Source organism: Saccharopolyspora spinosa NRRL 18395, assembly GCF_000194155.1.
Classification (GTDB): Bacteria; Actinomycetota; Actinomycetes; order Mycobacteriales; family Pseudonocardiaceae; genus Saccharopolyspora; species Saccharopolyspora spinosa.
On the sequence record NZ_GL877883.1, the window covers coordinates 302,719 to 318,896 of the forward strand.

The following is a 16,178-nucleotide window of genomic DNA, read 5'->3' on the forward strand; positions in this document are numbered from 1 at the left end:
AACGGGGCCGTCAGTCCACCAGCGAGGTTGGAGGCCTTCCAACATGGCCAGCACCACCGCCTCCGCGGCCGAGGCACCGCAGCGCGCCACCGCACCGCGCGCCAAGGGGCGCCTCTACCGCGGCGATCTGGGCATGTGGTCGTGGGTCGCCCACCGAATCACGGGCGTACTCACCTTCTTCTTCTTGTTCGTACACGTCCTGGACACCGCCTTGGTCCGGGTTTCGCCGAACGCCTACGACACGGTCATCGAAACCTACAAGCACCCGGTGATGATCCTGTTCGAGCTGGGGCTGCTGGCAGCTGTGCTGTTCCACGCCTTCAACGGCATCCGGGTCATGCTCGTCGACTTCTGGGCCAAGGGCACGAAGTACCAGAAGCCGATGCTGTGGACGGTCGTGGGGCTCTGGCTGGTGTTGGTCATTCCGGCCGCGATCAGTCTGATCAGCCGCGCAGTCACGGAAGTTTTCGGGGGTTGAGCAAATGAGCGTCACCGACGCACCGCTTTCCGTGGAGAAGCCTCGCACCTCGTCGCGCCCCGCCGCGCGCCGCAACAACTTCGAGCTCTACAGCTGGTTGTTCATGCGGCTGTCCGGTGTGGTGCTGCTGTTCCTGGTGCTCGGACACCTGCTGATCATGCTGTTCCTGGACGGCGGCGTCCACAAGATCAACTTCGCGTTCGTCGCGGGCCGCTGGGCCTCCCCGTTCTGGCAGTTCTGGGACCTCACCATGCTGTGGCTGGCGGGTCTGCACGGCGGTAACGGACTCCGCACCGTCATCAACGACTACTCCCGAAAAGACGGCACACGCTTCTGGCTGAAGATGCTGCTGTACGTCTCGGTCTTGCTGACCGTGGGTCTGGGCACCTTCGTGATCTTCACCTTCGACCCGAACATCGGCTAGCGCCGCAGACGACCACAGCGTGGCGAGATCGACGCCCCACCCGCGGGTCCCGCCACAGCCCGAGGAGGCGACCATGCAATTCCACAAGTACGACGTGGTCATCGTCGGCGCCGGCGGCGCCGGGATGCGCGCCGCGATCGAATCCGGGCAGCGTGCCCGCACCGCCGTGCTGACCAAGCTCTACCCCACCCGTTCGCACACCGGCGCCGCCCAGGGCGGCATGTGCGCGGCGTTGGCCAACGTCGAAGAGGACAACTGGGAGTGGCACACCTTCGACACCATCAAGGGCGGTGACTACCTGGTCGACCAGGACGCCGCCGAGATCATGGCGAAGGAGGCCATCGACACGGTCCTGGACCTGGAGAAGATGGGGCTGCCGTTCAACCGGACCCCGGAAGGCAAGATCGACCAGCGCCGGTTCGGCGGCCACACCCGCGACCACGGCAAGGCCCCGGTCCGCCGCGCGTGCTACGCCGCGGACCGCACCGGCCACATGATCCTGCAGACGCTCTACCAGAACTGCGTCAAGCATGGCGTGGAGTTCTACAACGAGTTCTACGTCCTGGACATCATGCTCAGCGACGGCCCGGACGGCCAGCAGGTCTGCTCCGGTGCGATCGCTTACGAGCTGGCCACCGGCGAGATCCACGTCTTCAAGGCCAAGTCGGTCATCTTCGCCACCGGCGGCTTCGGCAAGGTCTTCAAGACCACCTCGAACGCGCACACCCTCACCGGTGATGGCATGGGCATCATCTACCGCAAGGGCCTGCCGCTGGAGGACATGGAGTTCTACCAGTTCCACCCGACCGGCCTGGCCGGGCTGGGCATCCTGATCACCGAGGGCGTTCGCGGCGAGGGCGGCATCCTGCGCAACGCAGACGGCGAGCGGTTCATGGAGCGCTACGCCCCGACGATCAAGGACCTGGCGCCGCGCGACATCGTCGCCCGGTCGATGGCCCTGGAGGTGCTGGAAGGTCGCGGCGCGGGTCCGAACAAGGACTACGTGCTGCTGGACGTGACGCACCTCGGCGAGGACCTGCTCGAAGCGAAGCTCCCGGACATCATGGAGTTCTCCCGCACCTACCTGGGCGTGGAACCCACCAAGGAGCCGGTGCCGGTCTACCCGACCGCGCACTACGCGATGGGCGGCATCCCGACCAACATCGTCGGCGAGGTGCTGCGGGACAACGACAACACGATCCCCGGCCTCTACGCGGCCGGCGAGTGCGCCTGCGTCTCGGTGCACGGTTCGAACCGGCTGGGCACCAACTCGCTGCTGGACATCAACGTGTTCGGCCGCCGGTCGGGCATCGCCGCCGCCGAGTACGCGCTCAACCACGAACACGTGGAGCTGCCGGAGAACCCGACCAAGCTCGTGCAGGGCATGGTCGACCACCTGCGCACCGCGCACGGCGGCGAGCGGGTCGCCACGATCCGCACCGAACTGCAGCAGACGATGGACGCCAACGCCTCGGTCTACCGCACCGAGGAGACCCTCAAGACTGCGCTGTCGGACGTGCAGGCGCTCAAGGAGCGCTACGGCCGGATCTCCGTGCACGACAAGGGCAAGCGGTACAACTCCGACCTGCTGGAGGCCATCGAGCTGGGCTTCCTGCTCGACCTGGCCGAGGCGCTGGTCAACGCCGCGCTGGCCCGCAAGGAGTCCCGCGGCGGCCACGCCCGCGAGGACTACACCGCCCGGGACGACGTCAACTTCATGCGGCACAGCATGCAGTACAAGGTGTTGCCCGACAAGGAGGACCCGAACGCGCCGCTCGGGTTGACCGGCTTCCAGGCCGACATCCGCCTGGACTACAAGCCCGTCGTCGTCACCCGGTACCAGCCGATGGAGCGTAAGTACTGATGACCGCCGCTACCACGAAAAACAACAAGGACGACCTCGCTGCGTCTGATCTTCCGGGTGACGCCCCGCCGATCCCGGACGGCGCCACGATGGTCACCGTCAAGATCCTGCGGTACAACCCGGAGGTCGACGAGGACCTGCACTGGGAGTCCTACCGGGTCCCGGCGCTGCCGTCGGACCGCGTGCTGAACCTGCTGCACTACATCAAGTGGTACATCGACGGCACGCTGACCTTCCGCCGGTCCTGCGCGCACGGCGTGTGCGGTTCCGACGCGATGCGCATCAACGGGGTCAACCGGCTGGCCTGCAAGGTGCTGATGAAAGACCTGCTGGTCAAGGGCGGCGAGACCACGCTGACCATCGAGCCGATCAAGGGCCTGCCGGTCGAGAAGGACCTGCTGGTCGACATGGAGCCGTTCTTCGAGGCCTACCGGTCGGTCAAGCCGTACCTGATGACCACCGGCAACGAGCCGACCCGGGAGCGCATCCAGTCGGTCGCCGAGCGGGCCCGGTTCGACGACACCACCAAGTGCATCCTGTGCGCGGCGTGCACCACGTCGTGCCCGGTGTACTGGTCGGACGGCAACTACTTCGGCCCGGCGGCGATCGTCAACGCGCACCGGTTCATCTTCGACAGTCGTGACGAGGGCGCCGAGGAGCGGCTCGACATCCTCAACGACGTCGACGGCGTGTGGCGCTGCCGCACGACCTTCAACTGCACGGATGCCTGCCCGCGAGGCATCCAGGTCACGAAGGCGATCCAAGAGGTCAAGCGAGCCCTCATGTTCCGCCGCCGCTGACCCGGTGAACACCGACGGCGCCCGCCTCCCCGGAGGTGGGCGCCGTTTTCGCTCCCGGGGGCGGGTCAGCGGCGGGCGGCCCGGTAGGCCCGCCAGCCGAGAACCCCGATGATCGTGCCCAGGACCAGCGAGACCACCGCGATCACCAGGTGGACGATCAGGTAGGACGTCGGCGAACCGCCCGCCCAGGAGCGGTCGCTGTTCCAGATGTTGCGCACGAAGTTCGGCCACAGCAGGTACGACCAGACGCCGAAGGCCAGCAGGAACAACGCAACGCGGCGGGAAATTGTCACGGCCCCAGTATCCGCTGTAACCTACTTCACCCACCTGTCTGGGGGCGGTCTGCGTCTCGTCGCTCACGGCGATTGGCTAGCCTGCTGCGTGTGCCTCTGAGTGCCCGCGGTCAGCTCCGCACGAAATCCGCGCTAAGCGCGGCCATTTGCACTCTCGCCGCTTCGCTAGCGCTGGCAACCGGCGGCACGGCCGCGGCCCAACCGCCGGCAGCGTGCCCCCACGCCGTTCCGCCGCCTCCGGTGGACACCTCCGAGGTGCCCGCGCCGGGCTCGCCGGTCCCCGAGCCGGTGCCAGTCCCGGAGACACCGGTCGGCGGGGACCGGATGGCGGAGTGCGGCGTGATCCTCGCGCCGGGCCTGCCGGAGCCGCCCCCCGAGGTCACCGCCGAGAGCTGGGTACTGGCAGACCTGGACAGCGGGGCCGTGCTGGCGGCGAGAGACCCGCACGCCAGGCACCGCCCGGCATCGACGATCAAGGTGCTCACCGCGCTCACCGCGATCCGCGAGCTGCGGCTGGACGACACGATCGTCGTCACCCAGGAGGACGCGAATCAGGAGGGCAGCCGGGTCGGGCTCAGCCCCGGCGTCACCTACACCGTGCAGCAGGTGCTGTACGGGTTGATCATGCGGTCCGGCAACGACGCCGCGCACGCACTCGCCATGAAGATGGGCGGGGTCGACGCCACGCTCGGCAAGGTCAACGCGCTGGCCCGCGAGCTCGGCGCGCTGGACACCCGGGTCGCGACGCCGTCCGGGCTGGACGGTCCGGGCATGAGCACCTCGGCCTACGACCTGGCGGCCATCTTCCGGGCGGCGATGCACGAGCCGGCGTTCGCCCCGATCGTCGGCGTCCACAACACGCTGCTGCCGGGCAAGCCGGGCGGCCCGCCACTGGAGGTCTGGTCCGACAATCAGGTGCTGCTCAACTACCCCGGCAGCATCGGCGGCAAGACCGGGTTCACCGACGATGCGCGGCACACGTTCATCGGCGCCGCCGAGCGCGGCGGACACCGGCTGGTGGCGGTGCTGATGCGCGGCGAGAACCAACCGATCCGGCAGTCCCAGCAGACCATGCACCTGCTGGACTACGGGTTCGGGCTCGACGCCAGTGCCCCGGTCGGCGAGCTGGTGACCACGTCACCCCGCCCGTCTCCGGTGAAGAACGCGGCGGCGGATTCGCCGGAGACCGGCCAGGCGCAGAGCTCGTCGATGTTCGGCACGGTCGGCTGGCCGTTGACGCTGATCGCGATCGCCGCCGTCGCGGTTGCGGGTGTCCTGGCGCTCCGGCATCGCCGCGCTCGTCTGGCCGCCGCCGCGCGCCGCAGGCAGAACGGCGACCACCCCTGACAGAACCCACTACCGGCGCGCCGCACTGGTGGCGGGCGCCGGACCGGGCGGGCTGGCACTGGCCTGCGGACTCCGGGAGCACGGTGTCGAGGTACGCGTCGGCGACGCCGCGCACATCCACAGCCCGTTCGGCGGCCAGGCCGATCGTGCTGGTCCCGGCTTCTGTGCGGTGCACCACCTGCCGACCGGGCACTGGCCGATGTTCTCCCGCCCGGCCGACTCGCGGCAATACTCTGCGGAATCGCCGGATGACCAGCCCCAATTTCCTGGAAATCGGATGTCCGACAGCCGATAAGACCGCTGCCGTTCCGCTACCCGCACCGCAACGCAAGAGATTGGAAAACGCTCATCGAAATTGCGGTCAGCGCTTGCGGCGCCAGGCCCAGCCCGCGATGGCGCCGAGTCCCACCAGGCCCGTTGTGGCCCGCACGCCCACCCGGTCCCGCACCTGGACCACCGGCCGGATGATCGCCGGGCCCGGCGGCTGCGGAGGCGCGTCCTCCAAGTTCTCCCGGGCCGACGCCGTCCAGGCCGTGACGAACAGGATGAACCGCGAGGTCAGGTTTGCGAACACCAGCAGACCGAGAATCGGGCCGAACGCCAGGCCCGCCGGCGAGCTGGTGACGCTGTTCAGGTAGACCACCCCGACCTGCTTGAGGACCTCGAACCCGATCGCGGCGAACAGCGCGCCCCACACCGCGCTGTGGAACGTGACCGCCTTGCGTGGCAGCCGCGCCAGCACCCACAGGAACACCAGCCAGCTCGCCAGCAGCGACAGCAGTATCAACAGCACCCGCAGCACGAGCGCCGCGGCCGGACTGTCCTCGATCCCGACCAGCTCGAACAGCCTCCTCCCGAACCCGCCGCCGAGCGCACTGATGCCGAGCGAGACGGCCACCGCCGCGCCGAGCCCGATCAGCGACCCCAGGTCGGCGGCCATTCGCCGGACCATCGACTGCGTCGCGGGCTCCTGCGTCCACTGCGCGGTCAGCGCCTCCCGCAGGTTCGTCATCCAACCGAGCCCCGAGTACAGCGCGGCGAGCAGGCCGATCACACCGACCGTCCCGGCCTGGCTGATCGCCTGCTGGACGACGCGGTTGAGCATGTCGCTCATCGCCGGGCTGGGCACCGCGGACGTGATCGACATCTGTAGCCGCCCCAGCAGATCCGGGTTCCCGCTCAGCACGAAACCGGCCACGGCGAAGGCGATCATCAGCAGCGGCACCAACGCGAGCACGCTGAAGTAGGTGATCGCGGCGGCGTAGTAGTCGCCGTACTGGCCCTGGTAGCGCTCGAAGGCCCGGATGAGCCGGTCCAGCCACGGGTGGCGGCGGCGCAGCAGCGCCAATCGGCCCGGCTTCGCGTCCTGCTCCTGACCGGCCACGGTGCACCTCCCGCCGCAACGGCATCCCCCGAACGGTGGCAGGCTACCCGCAGTTGATCAGTTCAGCCCATCGGCGGAAGGAATCCCACCCGATCGAAGACGGTCCGCAATGTTTCGGCCGAGACCGCCCGCGCCCGCTCCGCGCCCTGGTGCAGGACCTTGTCCAGTTCGGCCGGGTCGTCGAGGTAGCTGCGGACCTTCTCCTGGAACGGCGTGACGAACTCGACCACGACCTCGCCGAGCTCCTTCTTCAGGTCGCCGTAGCCCTTGCCCTCGTAGGCGGCCTCCAAGTCCGCGATGCTGCGGCCGGTCAGCGCCGAGTAGATCACCAGCAGGTTGCTGATACCCGGCTTGTTCGCCACGTCATAGCGGATCTCCCGCTCCAGGTCGGTGACCGCTGAGCGGATCTTCTTGGCCGAGCGCTTCGGCGCCTCCAGCAGCTCGACGACCCCGGCGGGCACCGACTTGCTCATCTTCGACGCCGGGTCCTGCAAGTCGTAGATCTTGGCGGTTTCCTTGGGGATGTGCGCTGCGGGCACCGTGAAGGTGTGGCCGTAGCGGGAGTTGAACCGCTGCGCCAGGTTGCGGGTGAGCTCCAGGTGCTGGCGCTGGTCCTCGCCGACCGGGACCGCGTCGGCCTGGTAGAGCAGGATGTCTGCGGCCTGCAGCACCGGGTAGGTGAACAGCCCGACGCTGACGTGGTCGAGTTCCTGGCGGGCGGACTTGTCCTTGAACTGGGTCATCCGGCCGGCCTCGCCGAACCCGGTCAGGCATTCCAGGACCCAGCTGAGCTGGGCATGTTCCGGGACGTGGCTCTGCACGAACAGCGTCGAGCGGTCGGGGTCGATGCCGATGGCGAGCAGTTGGGCGGCGGAGAGCCGGGTACGCTGGCGCAGCAGCTCCGGGTCCTGCGCGACGGTGATGGCGTGCAGGTCGACGACGCAGTAGAAGGCGTCGTGGGAGTCCTGCATGGTGACCCATTCCCGCAGGGCGCCCAGGTAGTTGCCGAGGTGGAACGAGTCGGCGGTGGGCTGGATGCCGGACAGCACGCGCGGCCGCGCCGCGGGCTGGTCGCTGGTCTGGGGTGCGGGGCTGTCGCTGCTCACGTGGTGATTCTCGCAAGTCCTGCCGGAGCTGTGGGATCGACCTCTCAGGTTGTCGCTGGGTCAGGTCTTGCGCTGGTTCTCCGGCTGGATCTTCTTCTTCCGGAACATGCCCGCGACCATGCCGGCCACTCCGAGAGCGACCGCCGTGAGTCCGACCGGAGCGCTCAGCGATTCCAGGGGGCTGCCCGCGAGGACGGTCGAGTCGGCGGCAGCGGCAACGCCGGCAGTCGCCAGGAGCACCGCGGCGAACGCGGGGCCAAGCACGGACACCCGCGTGACCACGCGGGATATTCGGCTACGCACGGGCGTTTCTCCCTACGAAAGTTGACCCGTTCAGGGTCATCTAATCGTCCGAGGTCGGTGGCGGAACGTACACCACCGGTTACCGGCGTGGTCGCTTTGCGTAAGCCGACCACGACGCAGTGATCATATTTTCCAATCCTGAACGACTTTCGCCGGGCCTCCAGGCCAATAAATGAGCAGGCCAGCGGCCAGAATCGCCCGAAAACCGATCCCGACCGTGGCCAACCAAGTGATCCACATCACATCAAGTCGGGTTAGGTCGGGCTGATCCCCAGATGCACCCGGCCAATTCGCTCGTAAGTGGTACTGCGCTGCCGGGCGGAACGACCCGCCCGAGCGGCCAGCTCGTGCAGCTCCTCGACGGTCCGCTCCGAGCCGTGCTCAGAGCCGGCCATCCGGCTGATGGTCTCCTCCATCAACGTCCCGCCGACGTCGTTGGCGCCGCCGTTGAGCACCTCCGAGGTGCCCTCGTCGCCGAGCTTCACCCACGAGCACTGGACGTTGTCGATCCGGCCGTGCAACAAGATGCGCGCCATCGCGTGCACCGCGCGGTTGTCCCGTTGGGTCGGGCCCGGGCGCGCGAGCCCGGCGAGGTAGATCGGCGCGTTGCGGTGCACGAACGGCAGCGGGACGAACTCGGTGAACCCGGCGGCGCCGTGCTCGGCCGCGGCGTCCTGCACACCGGCCAGGGTGCGGAAGTGGCCGAGCCAGTGCTCCGGGGTGTCGACGTGGCCGTACATCATGGTCGACGAGGACGGGATGCCGAGCCGGTGCGCGGTGCTGACGACCTCGATCCACTCGGCGGCGGGGAGCTTGCCCTTGGTCAGCACCCAGCGCACCTCGTCGTCGAGGATCTCCGCCGCGGTGCCGGGAATGCTGCCCAGGCCGGCCCCCTTGAGCTCGGCCAGCCAGTCGGCGATGCTCGCCCCGGCCTTGGCCGCGGCGCTGACGATCTCCATCGGGCTGAACGCGTGGACGTGCATCTCGGGCACCCGCTGCTTGATCGCGCGCACGAGGTCGGCGTAGCCGGACACCGGCAGCCGCGGGTCGATGCCGCCCTGCATGCAGATCTCGGTGGCCCCGGCCCGCCACGCCTCGTCGGCGCGATCGGCGACCTCCTCCGGCGAAAGCCGGTAGGCGTCGGCGTCGCGCTCCCGCTGCGCGAAGGCGCAGAAGCGGCACCCCACGTAGCAGATGTTGGAGAAGTTGATGTTGCGGTTGACCACGTAGGTGATGTCGTCACCCACCACGTCCCGGCGCAGGCCGTCGGCGATCCCGGCGAGCGCGTCCATCGCGGCTCCGTCGCAGTTCATCAAGGCCATGACGGCGGCGGTGCGGCTCTCGCCGAGCAGCGCGGCCGGGTCGGTCTCGGCCAGCCGCAGCCCCTCCCGCACATCGGCATCGAGCCGCTGCGGGGCCGCGTCGACGGGCAGCTGGCGGCGCAGCTCGTCCCAGTCGCCGTAGACCGTGTCGAAGTCCCCACGGCGATCCCCCGTGCGGCCCGTCGTGTCGATGCTGCGGTGCAGATCGGTGCGGCCGATGGACTCGAACCCGCCGTCCGGCTCCTGCCACTCGCGCCCGACCGGTACGGCGTCGGCGTCGGCGAAACCGTCCGAACCGGACAGTGCCGCGACGTGGCCGGCCACCCGCAGGTCCAGCCACTGGGCGCTGTCCCCGGCCAGCCCGGCGCGCACGTAGCGCGGGTAGGCGGTCAGGCGTTCCCGCAGCTCGAAGCCGCCTTCGCGGGTCTTCGCGGCGAGCTCGTCGATGTGCGGCCACGGCCGTTCCGGGTTGACGTGGTCCGGGGTCACCGGGGAAACCCCGCCCCAGTCGTCGATCCCGGCGCGCAGCATCAGCAGCTGCTCGTCGCCGATGAGGTTCGGCGGCGCCTGCACACTCACCCCGGAGGGCATCAGCAGCCGCGCGACCGCGATCGTGGCAGCCAGGTCGTGCAGGTCGGCGTCGGGCATGCCGCGCATCGCGGTGTCCGGTTTCGCCCGGAAGTTCTGCACGATGATTTCCTGGATGTGCCCGTACTGGCGGGCGGCGCTGCGCAGCGCGAGCAGCGACTCGGCGCGCTCGGCGCGGGTTTCGCCGATTCCGATGAGGATTCCGCTGGTGAACGGCACCGCGACGCGTCCGGCGTCGGCCAGCACCCGCAGCCGGACGGCGGGTTCCTTGTCCGGGCTGCCGAAGTGCGGCCCGCCCTTCTCCCGCCAAAGCCGCTCGGCGGTGGTCTCCAGCATCATGCCCATGCTCGCCGCGACCGGCTTGAGCCTGGTCAGCTCCGACCAGCTGAGCACGCCGGGGTTCAGGTGCGGCAGCAGGCCGGTTTCCTCCAGCACCGCGATGGCGCAGGACCGCACGTAGTCCACTGTGGAGGAATAGCCCCGCGCCTCCAGCCACTCCCGGGCTGCGGGCCAGCGCTCTTCGGGCCGGTCGCCGAGGGTGAACAGGGCTTCCTTGCAGCCTGCGTCCGCACCCCGCCGGGCGATCTCCAGCACCTCGTCGCGTTCCAGGTAGGCGGATTCCACCCGGTGCGGCACGGTGGCGAAAGTGCAGTAGTGGCAGCGATCCCGGCACAGCCGGGTCAAGGGGATGAACACGTTCCGGCTGTAGGTGACCACACTTTCGTGGCCCTCGGCGACCAGGTGCGCGTCCCGCGCGCGACCGGCCGCGACCAGCAGTCTTTCCAGGTCTTCGCCGCGGGCGTGCAGCAGGACCCCGGCTTCGGCGGCGTCTAGCGAAACACCATCGGTGGCGCGGCGGAGCGCGCGGCGCATCGCCGATTCGCTCGGGGTGGGTTCCGGCGGGGAAACTTCCAGATCTGCAACCGACACCTGCCGACTCTAAGTCGCCGAGCGCCTGCCACCCAACCCCCATAGACGTGCCGGACGCCTCACTATCGGCTATTGAATTACTCCGTTCTGTCCTACCCACGATCACCGAATCAGGCGCAAAATCCGACGAATACCACTGGGTGAATCGCACTTTGTCTCCATAGGAGGGACACGTGTCACGCTCTAGAAGGAATGGTCGAGTCGCGCGCATAGCTGGCTCGGCGCTCGCGTTGGCGCTGCTGGTACCCGCAGGCATCGTCAGCGCGGCCGATCCAGCGCCCGCGGCCACCGCCGCACCGGTGCACTTCGTCGTGCTCGGCCCGACCGGCGACGGCCTGCAGCAGACCGAGGAATCGGTGCGCGCGGTCGGCGGAACCGTCGTGCAGAGCTGGCCGCAGATCGGCGTGATCGTCGCGACCTCGACGGATCCCGGATTCGCCGCCGCGGTGCGCACCCAGCCCGCCGTCGAGCAGGCCGGGGCCAGCCGCAACCTCGCCGAGCAGCTGCCGCCCGCACAGTCGCTGCGACTGGAGGCGCTGGAGGGCAAGGCCTGGCCCGCCGCGTTCTCGGCCAACGCGAATGCGGAGCCGCTGGAGCCCGAGCAGTGGGACATGCGGCAGATCAAGGCCGACCAGGCGAGCGCGATCTCCCGGGGCAGCAAGGACATCACGGTCGGCGTGCTGGACTACGGCATCGACCCGACGCACCCGGATCTGAAGCCGAACCTGGCCGTCTCCAAGTCAGTGAGCTGCGTGAACGAGGGCGTGCCGGACACCCGGCAGGAGGCCTGGCAGCCGCAGGACCCGACGCAGGCCCACGGCACCCACACCGCGGGCACCATCGCCGCCGCGCGCAACGGCGTCGGCATCTCCGGTGTCGCGCCGAACGTCACGCTGGCCTCGGTGCGGGTCATCGACGACGGCGGCTTCATCTACCCCGAGTACGCGGTCTGCGGGTTCATCTGGGCGGCCGAGCACGGCTTCGACGTCACCAACAACTCCTACTTCGTCGACCCCTGGTACCTGTGGTGCGACAGCGACCCGGACCAGCGGGCCGGTGCCGAGGCGGTGCGCCGCGCAGTCGCGTACGCGCAGGGCAAGGACGTCGTGAACGTGGTGTCGGCGGGCAACAGCAACTGGGACCTGTCCAAGCCGATCCGCGACACCAACAGCCCGAACAACGGCGGACCGACCCAGGACCGCAAGACCGGGCACGAGTGCCACGTCCTGCCGGGTGAGCTGCCGGGTGTGGTCGCGGTGTCGGCGGTGGGCTCGGACACGGTGAAGTCGTACTACTCCAACTACGGCCTGGGTTCGATCACGGTGACCGCGCCCGGTGGTGACAAGAACCAGATCCCGCAGACGCCGTCGCAGAACGGTCGGGTGCTGTCCACGGTGCCCGGCGGCGGCTGGGGCTGGATGCAGGGCACCTCGATGGCCGGGCCGCACGCCGCGGGCGTGGTCGCGCTGCTGCGCAGCAGGCACCAGGACTGGAACGCACAGCAGGTGGTCGGCGCGCTGACCAACCAGGCTGACGCCCTGGCGTGCCCGAAGAACTACGACCTGGACGGCGACGGCAAGCCGGACGCGGTCTGCTCCGGCGGCAAGAGCGGCGCCGGCTTCTACGGCGCGGGCCTCATCGACGCCCTCGACGCCGTTAAGTGACCTCGAAACCCACTAGCGGGTGACGACCGAAGGGCACCTTCTGGGAGCGTATGTGCTCTGACCAGTGATTTTATAGTTTGCGGATCTTGTCCGGCCGTGTGGTGGCCGTGTCAGGCTGCGAGCTGATCGTTGGCCGTGAGTAAGTCCGTGAAGTGGTCGATCGCGGCACGTGCGCGGTTGCACGACGAGGGCAGCATATGGGTGCAGACGCGGAGGGTGAAGCCCGGATCTTTGTGGCCCAGGTAATCGGCTAGCTCCCGGATGGTGACCCCGAAGACGAAGCCGACACGGTGATGCCCCGGTACCGGCTACCGGGGCATCACCGTGTCGTTTCAGCGATCGAAACGCCCGTCCTTTACCGCGCGAACGAAAGTCGCCACATCAACGTTCAACATCGGACCATTTGGGTCTTTGGAATCTCGGACGCGGTCTAACGTGCTCGTTAATTCAACACATGCGCCATTTTGATGCGAGTAGCTAGATTTCCGCCAATGATACTCGATCAAGGTGAAACCTCCCATACTTCCGCCAATTTTTCGATACGCTCAAGTGACTTTTCTGGATCGAGCGTGGTCCTACGCATCCATTCGATAGCCTTGCCGTATTCTTCGATGTCGTAGTCCTGGCTAACCCATGCACCTGAACTGTGGTGTTCGAGATATACAAGCGGGGGCGCATCGGGATACGTGAAGAAAACAAACGGACCTGACAAGCCGGGATGCCATGATGTTTTTTCGGGCATGACCCGAACAGCAACGTTAGACCGCTTTGCGTCGTCGATGATGTGCCGAAGCTGGTCTGCCATGACTGCGTTACATGCGATTGGAGACAGCAGCGCCGCTTCACCGATGATAGCCTCATAGTTGGCAGGCTTGGACACCGTTGTGACTACATCGCGCCTGCCAGCGTTGACCACCAAACGGACGCCGATTTCCTCATGTCGCAAACCGCCCGCTTCCTTAATTGAGCGCGTGTAATCGGGGGTTTGCAGCAGTCCGGGGATAACCAACGGTTCCCAGTGAGTGATCCCGGATGCCGCCCGCTCGTGTTCCGTCAGCATATCCAACTGTTGCGGAACGCCATTAACGCCAACAGTGAGCCAGTTCGGCTCTTTCGCGGCGCGCACCAATGTGAGAATCCGATTTTGCTCGCTCGATGAAACCTTTAGTGCACCAAGGATTACTCCGGTGCGCGCTTCGCCGGGAATACGCTCACCGCGTTCATATTGCGATATCTGCACCGGTGACAGGTCAACCGCTCTCGCCAGCTCGCGAACCCCCAGGTTGCTTGCCTCGCGCGCAGCACGCAGGGCGGCGCAAAGAGCCCTTGCGCAAGGCCTACCTGCGTTAACAGACATGGCACACATCCTAACGTTGCTCGTACTCATGTAGATCACCCGATATGACGATGGGTGTTACTGTTCCGTTTACAGGCACATGTCGGACATCCTACGCACTAGATAACGTTTACAACTAGAGCGTGCCGTGTCGGATAGTGATCACGTGATCATCGCAGTACCAGCGCACACCCAGGCGTATGACCCCGGTACGGACACCTTCCGGTCCGCGAGCTTGAACGGGAGTCGCACGCCTGGCGCCACCACTGACGCCCTCTTGCGGGCCGCGACCAACGGCATCGAGTTACCTCCGCCCGACGCGACACGCCTTTGGTATTCGACGTGGCGCGCGGCGGCATGGTGGGGCCGGTTCGTTCCTCCCCCGAAGACCGGCCCCACCCCCCGGGCGTCCTGATAGCAGCGAGGGATGACAGGAACTCTTATGTTTGAGACAGGAAATTCACAGCGCTACTTCTGGCTGCCAGTACCCGACGAGTCCAGCGACTACGGCCTTACACGCCACGCCTTCGCCGGTACCCGCCTGGACTCAGGCACGGCCGGCAAAGCGTTCTGCGGCAACACCTTCTCCCTAGCTCAACCATCCGAAATGGACTGGATACATGCCAAGACTGCAACACACTGCTCAAAGAAATAAAGGGCTAGCCCACATGACCTCACCCATGCACTGGCCAGACGGCACACCTGTCATACACGAGCCCGACTACGCCCCGGCAACCGATAACCGCGCCAAATGGTTCAACGAGCCGACCACCTGCCCCCCGATCGACCAGCAGCTCAGAGACCGAATCATCCAGCGCCTTCGCGAGATCTAAAGACCCGGCTCGATGCCGCGATTCCCCCACTCGCGGCGGCATCGAGTCGTGCGGCCGGGCGGAGTGGAAGCCCCCCGACGCACCGTCCGGCCGCTTCCCCAAACCGCGAACACACCACGAAATCACCGCATAGAACCCAGAGACGCCATTACTGCAAGGCCACTACCCACGCCAGTGCCTACAAACGCACGCAATGCTGAGGCACCATCAGGTACCGCGAGGCGGCAAAGGCGATGTGCTGCCGAATTTTTCTCTACAAAAGATCAAGGGGCGCCGCTCAGGCGGACGCCCAGGGGCAGAGTACGTATGGATGCCAATTGATCGGATGATCACACTCCAGATGCTGTGGCAGGCTAACCGCTTAAAAGTGTATCGGCACCAAGATGCGTAGCCTCACCAGAACGACAGGAGTTAGATCTTGGCGTACAGCCACCGCCTAGCCACACCGGAAGACCTGCCCTCGATCGTCGAAATTTACAACTCGGCGATCCCAAGCAGGGCGGCAACCTGCGATCTCGAACCGGTCACTGTCGCCGCCCGGAAGGAATGGCTTGAAACCTCGGACCCCGAACGGCGGCCCGTATGGGTTGGCTACGAAGCGGACACCCCGCACACAGTGACCGGATACCTGTCCGTTGAACCGTTTCTAAACGGACGCCGGGGATACGACGTAACAGCCGACTTGGCCGTGTACCTACACCCTGATCATCGTGGCCAAGGGCAGGGTGCGTACCTACTACGCGAGGCAATCACCCACGCCCCGAAGCTGGGAATCCGAAACCTGGCTACAACGATCTTCGCCAGCAACGAGCCCAGCATCCGACTCTTCCTCTCCCACGGGTTCGAAGTGTGGGGCCGACTCCCACGCGTGGCTGACCTCGATGGTGTGGTTCAAGACGTCGTCTTTGTTGGACGGTCCGTTGGCGAGTGAAGGCCACTCGTCCAGAGAGACGTACCTGGGGCGCTCGCCGCCCCAGACCCCCGGCAGGTCTCCGGGAAGCGGTGGAGCCGTCGCGCTGCGGTCCGTTCGGGATGGTCCTCTTCCCGTCGACCTCCACAAGGGCTATCAGGCAGCGTCAGGTCGACGGGAAGAGGAGCCAGCCCCTCCCTTGCAGGTTGAGACCACCCGCCAACGAAGTGGGCGGGGCAGACCAACCACGATCTACCCCGTCCGCCGAGCTAGTTCGCGTCGTCTCCGCCAGTGCGCGCCCGTTACCGAGCGCCCATAGCAACCGGCTCAACAGTGCGGCGCGCTTCGCTCACTGCGGTTTCCAGGAGCTCTAGAGCCGCTTCCAGTCGTGCCAGCTCCACGCAGGATTGCCGAACACGTCCCAGCGCCCGGTGACCATCCGGAACATCCAAATCTGGGACACTGCCTCGGCCACGATCGCACCACTCGCAGCGACCACGGCATGATCACCGGGCAGGAAATCAGCATCCTGCAAGGTGGCCACCGGTTCACCACCAGGCCACACCAGGCCGTCCCCAGGCCGTCCCCAGGCCGTC

General features: G+C 67.1%; 15 protein-coding genes. 7 read left to right on the forward strand and 8 right to left on the reverse strand.

Annotated elements, in window-relative coordinates:
• Positions 1-43 precede the first annotated feature (43 nt).
• From sdhC to SSPN_RS0139525, 4 genes are all read left to right on the forward strand, one after another.
• Positions 44-478, forward strand: coding sequence for a succinate dehydrogenase, cytochrome b556 subunit (gene sdhC, locus SSPN_RS0139510; RefSeq protein WP_010315863.1), 435 nt, complete (start codon positions 44-46; stop codon positions 476-478).
• 4 nt (positions 479-482) lie between these two features.
• Entirely contained in the window at positions 483-902 is a 420-nt protein-coding gene (locus tag SSPN_RS0139515) for a succinate dehydrogenase hydrophobic membrane anchor subunit (RefSeq protein ID WP_010315865.1), read from the forward strand.
• 73 nt (positions 903-975) lie between these two features.
• Positions 976-2,766, forward strand: a complete 1,791-nt coding sequence (gene sdhA / locus SSPN_RS0139520; protein WP_010315867.1) for a succinate dehydrogenase flavoprotein subunit — start codon at positions 976-978, stop codon at positions 2,764-2,766.
• Positions 2,766-3,566 (forward strand): succinate dehydrogenase iron-sulfur subunit, encoded by an 801-nt coding sequence (locus SSPN_RS0139525; RefSeq protein ID WP_010315869.1) that lies wholly within the window; start codon positions 2,766-2,768, stop codon positions 3,564-3,566. Before sdhA ends, SSPN_RS0139525 begins: the two co-directional genes overlap by 1 nt.
• 65 nt (positions 3,567-3,631) lie before the next feature.
• On the opposite strand, the gene SSPN_RS0139530 is transcribed toward SSPN_RS0139525, so the two are convergent.
• Positions 3,632-3,859 carry an SCO4848 family membrane protein gene (locus tag SSPN_RS0139530; RefSeq protein WP_029536182.1) on the reverse strand — a complete coding sequence of 76 codons (228 nt, stop codon included), beginning with the start codon at positions 3,857-3,859 and terminating at the stop codon, positions 3,632-3,634.
• Between the two features lie 240 nt (positions 3,860-4,099).
• Here SSPN_RS0139530 and SSPN_RS0139535 point away from each other — a divergent pair, with 240 nt between their 5' ends.
• On the forward strand, positions 4,100-5,206 hold the full coding sequence (locus SSPN_RS0139535; protein ID WP_010315873.1) for a D-alanyl-D-alanine carboxypeptidase family protein: 1,107 nt from the start codon (positions 4,100-4,102) through the stop codon (positions 5,204-5,206).
• 361 nt (positions 5,207-5,567) lie between these two features.
• Here SSPN_RS0139535 and yhjD read toward each other — a convergent pair whose 3' ends face one another.
• The 4 genes from yhjD to SSPN_RS0139560 all read right to left on the reverse strand — a co-directional run bounded on the left by yhjD (position 5,568) and on the right by SSPN_RS0139560 (position 10,839).
• Positions 5,568-6,590: an inner membrane protein YhjD gene (yhjD, locus tag SSPN_RS0139545; RefSeq protein WP_010315876.1), complete on the reverse strand. Its 1,023-nt coding sequence runs from the start codon at positions 6,588-6,590 to the stop codon at positions 5,568-5,570.
• A gap of 62 nt (positions 6,591-6,652) precedes the next feature.
• Complete coding sequence (gene trpS / locus SSPN_RS0139550) at positions 6,653-7,696, reverse strand: tryptophan--tRNA ligase (protein WP_010315878.1); 1,044 nt, start codon at positions 7,694-7,696, stop codon at positions 6,653-6,655.
• Positions 7,697-7,756: 60 nt separating this feature from the next.
• A complete protein-coding gene (locus SSPN_RS0139555) occupies positions 7,757-7,999 on the reverse strand; it encodes a hypothetical protein (protein WP_237710962.1) in 243 nt (80 codons plus the stop codon).
• Positions 8,000-8,253: 254 nt separating this feature from the next.
• Complete coding sequence (locus SSPN_RS0139560; protein ID WP_010315883.1) at positions 8,254-10,839, reverse strand: bifunctional FO biosynthesis protein CofGH; 2,586 nt, start codon at positions 10,837-10,839, stop codon at positions 8,254-8,256.
• Positions 10,840-11,012: 173 nt separating this feature from the next.
• Here SSPN_RS0139560 and SSPN_RS0139565 point away from each other — a divergent pair, with 173 nt between their 5' ends.
• A complete protein-coding gene (locus SSPN_RS0139565; protein ID WP_044577200.1) occupies positions 11,013-12,503 on the forward strand; it encodes a S8 family peptidase in 1,491 nt (496 codons plus the stop codon).
• Between the two features lie 332 nt (positions 12,504-12,835).
• On the opposite strand, the gene SSPN_RS53260 is transcribed toward SSPN_RS0139565, so the two are convergent.
• A complete protein-coding gene (locus SSPN_RS53260; protein WP_010315886.1) occupies positions 12,836-13,009 on the reverse strand; it encodes a DUF397 domain-containing protein in 174 nt (57 codons plus the stop codon).
• The gene (locus SSPN_RS53265) at positions 13,006-13,860 is read right to left on the reverse strand and encodes a helix-turn-helix domain-containing protein (protein ID WP_010315888.1); all 855 of its coding nucleotides are present in this window, start codon (positions 13,858-13,860) and stop codon (positions 13,006-13,008) included. The genes SSPN_RS53260 and SSPN_RS53265 overlap by 4 nt, the downstream gene beginning before the upstream one ends.
• A 1,230-nt stretch (positions 13,861-15,090) precedes the next feature.
• Between SSPN_RS53265 and SSPN_RS53275 the strand changes: the two genes are divergently transcribed.
• On the forward strand, positions 15,091-15,603 hold the full coding sequence (locus SSPN_RS53275) for a GNAT family N-acetyltransferase (RefSeq protein WP_010315892.1): 513 nt from the start codon (positions 15,091-15,093) through the stop codon (positions 15,601-15,603).
• A gap of 349 nt (positions 15,604-15,952) precedes the next feature.
• On the opposite strand, the gene SSPN_RS57370 is transcribed toward SSPN_RS53275, so the two are convergent.
• Positions 15,953-16,126 carry a hypothetical protein gene (locus tag SSPN_RS57370; protein WP_158309721.1) on the reverse strand — a complete coding sequence of 58 codons (174 nt, stop codon included), beginning with the start codon at positions 16,124-16,126 and terminating at the stop codon, positions 15,953-15,955.
• Positions 16,127-16,178 lie beyond the last annotated feature (52 nt).

What these genes read in the sequence shown, in the direction of transcription:
- sdhC (WP_010315863.1), top strand. Translation starts at nt 44, where the DNA reads ATGGCCAGCACCACCGCCTCCGCGGCCGAGGCACCGCAGCGCGCCACC.
- SSPN_RS0139515 (WP_010315865.1), top strand. Translation starts at nt 483, where the DNA reads ATGAGCGTCACCGACGCACCGCTTTCCGTGGAGAAGCCTCGCACCTCG.
- sdhA (WP_010315867.1), top strand. Translation starts at nt 976, where the DNA reads ATGCAATTCCACAAGTACGACGTGGTCATCGTCGGCGCCGGCGGCGCC.
- SSPN_RS0139525 (WP_010315869.1), top strand. Translation starts at nt 2,766, where the DNA reads ATGACCGCCGCTACCACGAAAAACAACAAGGACGACCTCGCTGCGTCT.
- SSPN_RS53265 (WP_010315888.1), bottom strand. Translation starts at nt 13,860, where the DNA reads ATGTCTGTTAACGCAGGTAGGCCTTGCGCAAGGGCTCTTTGCGCCGCC.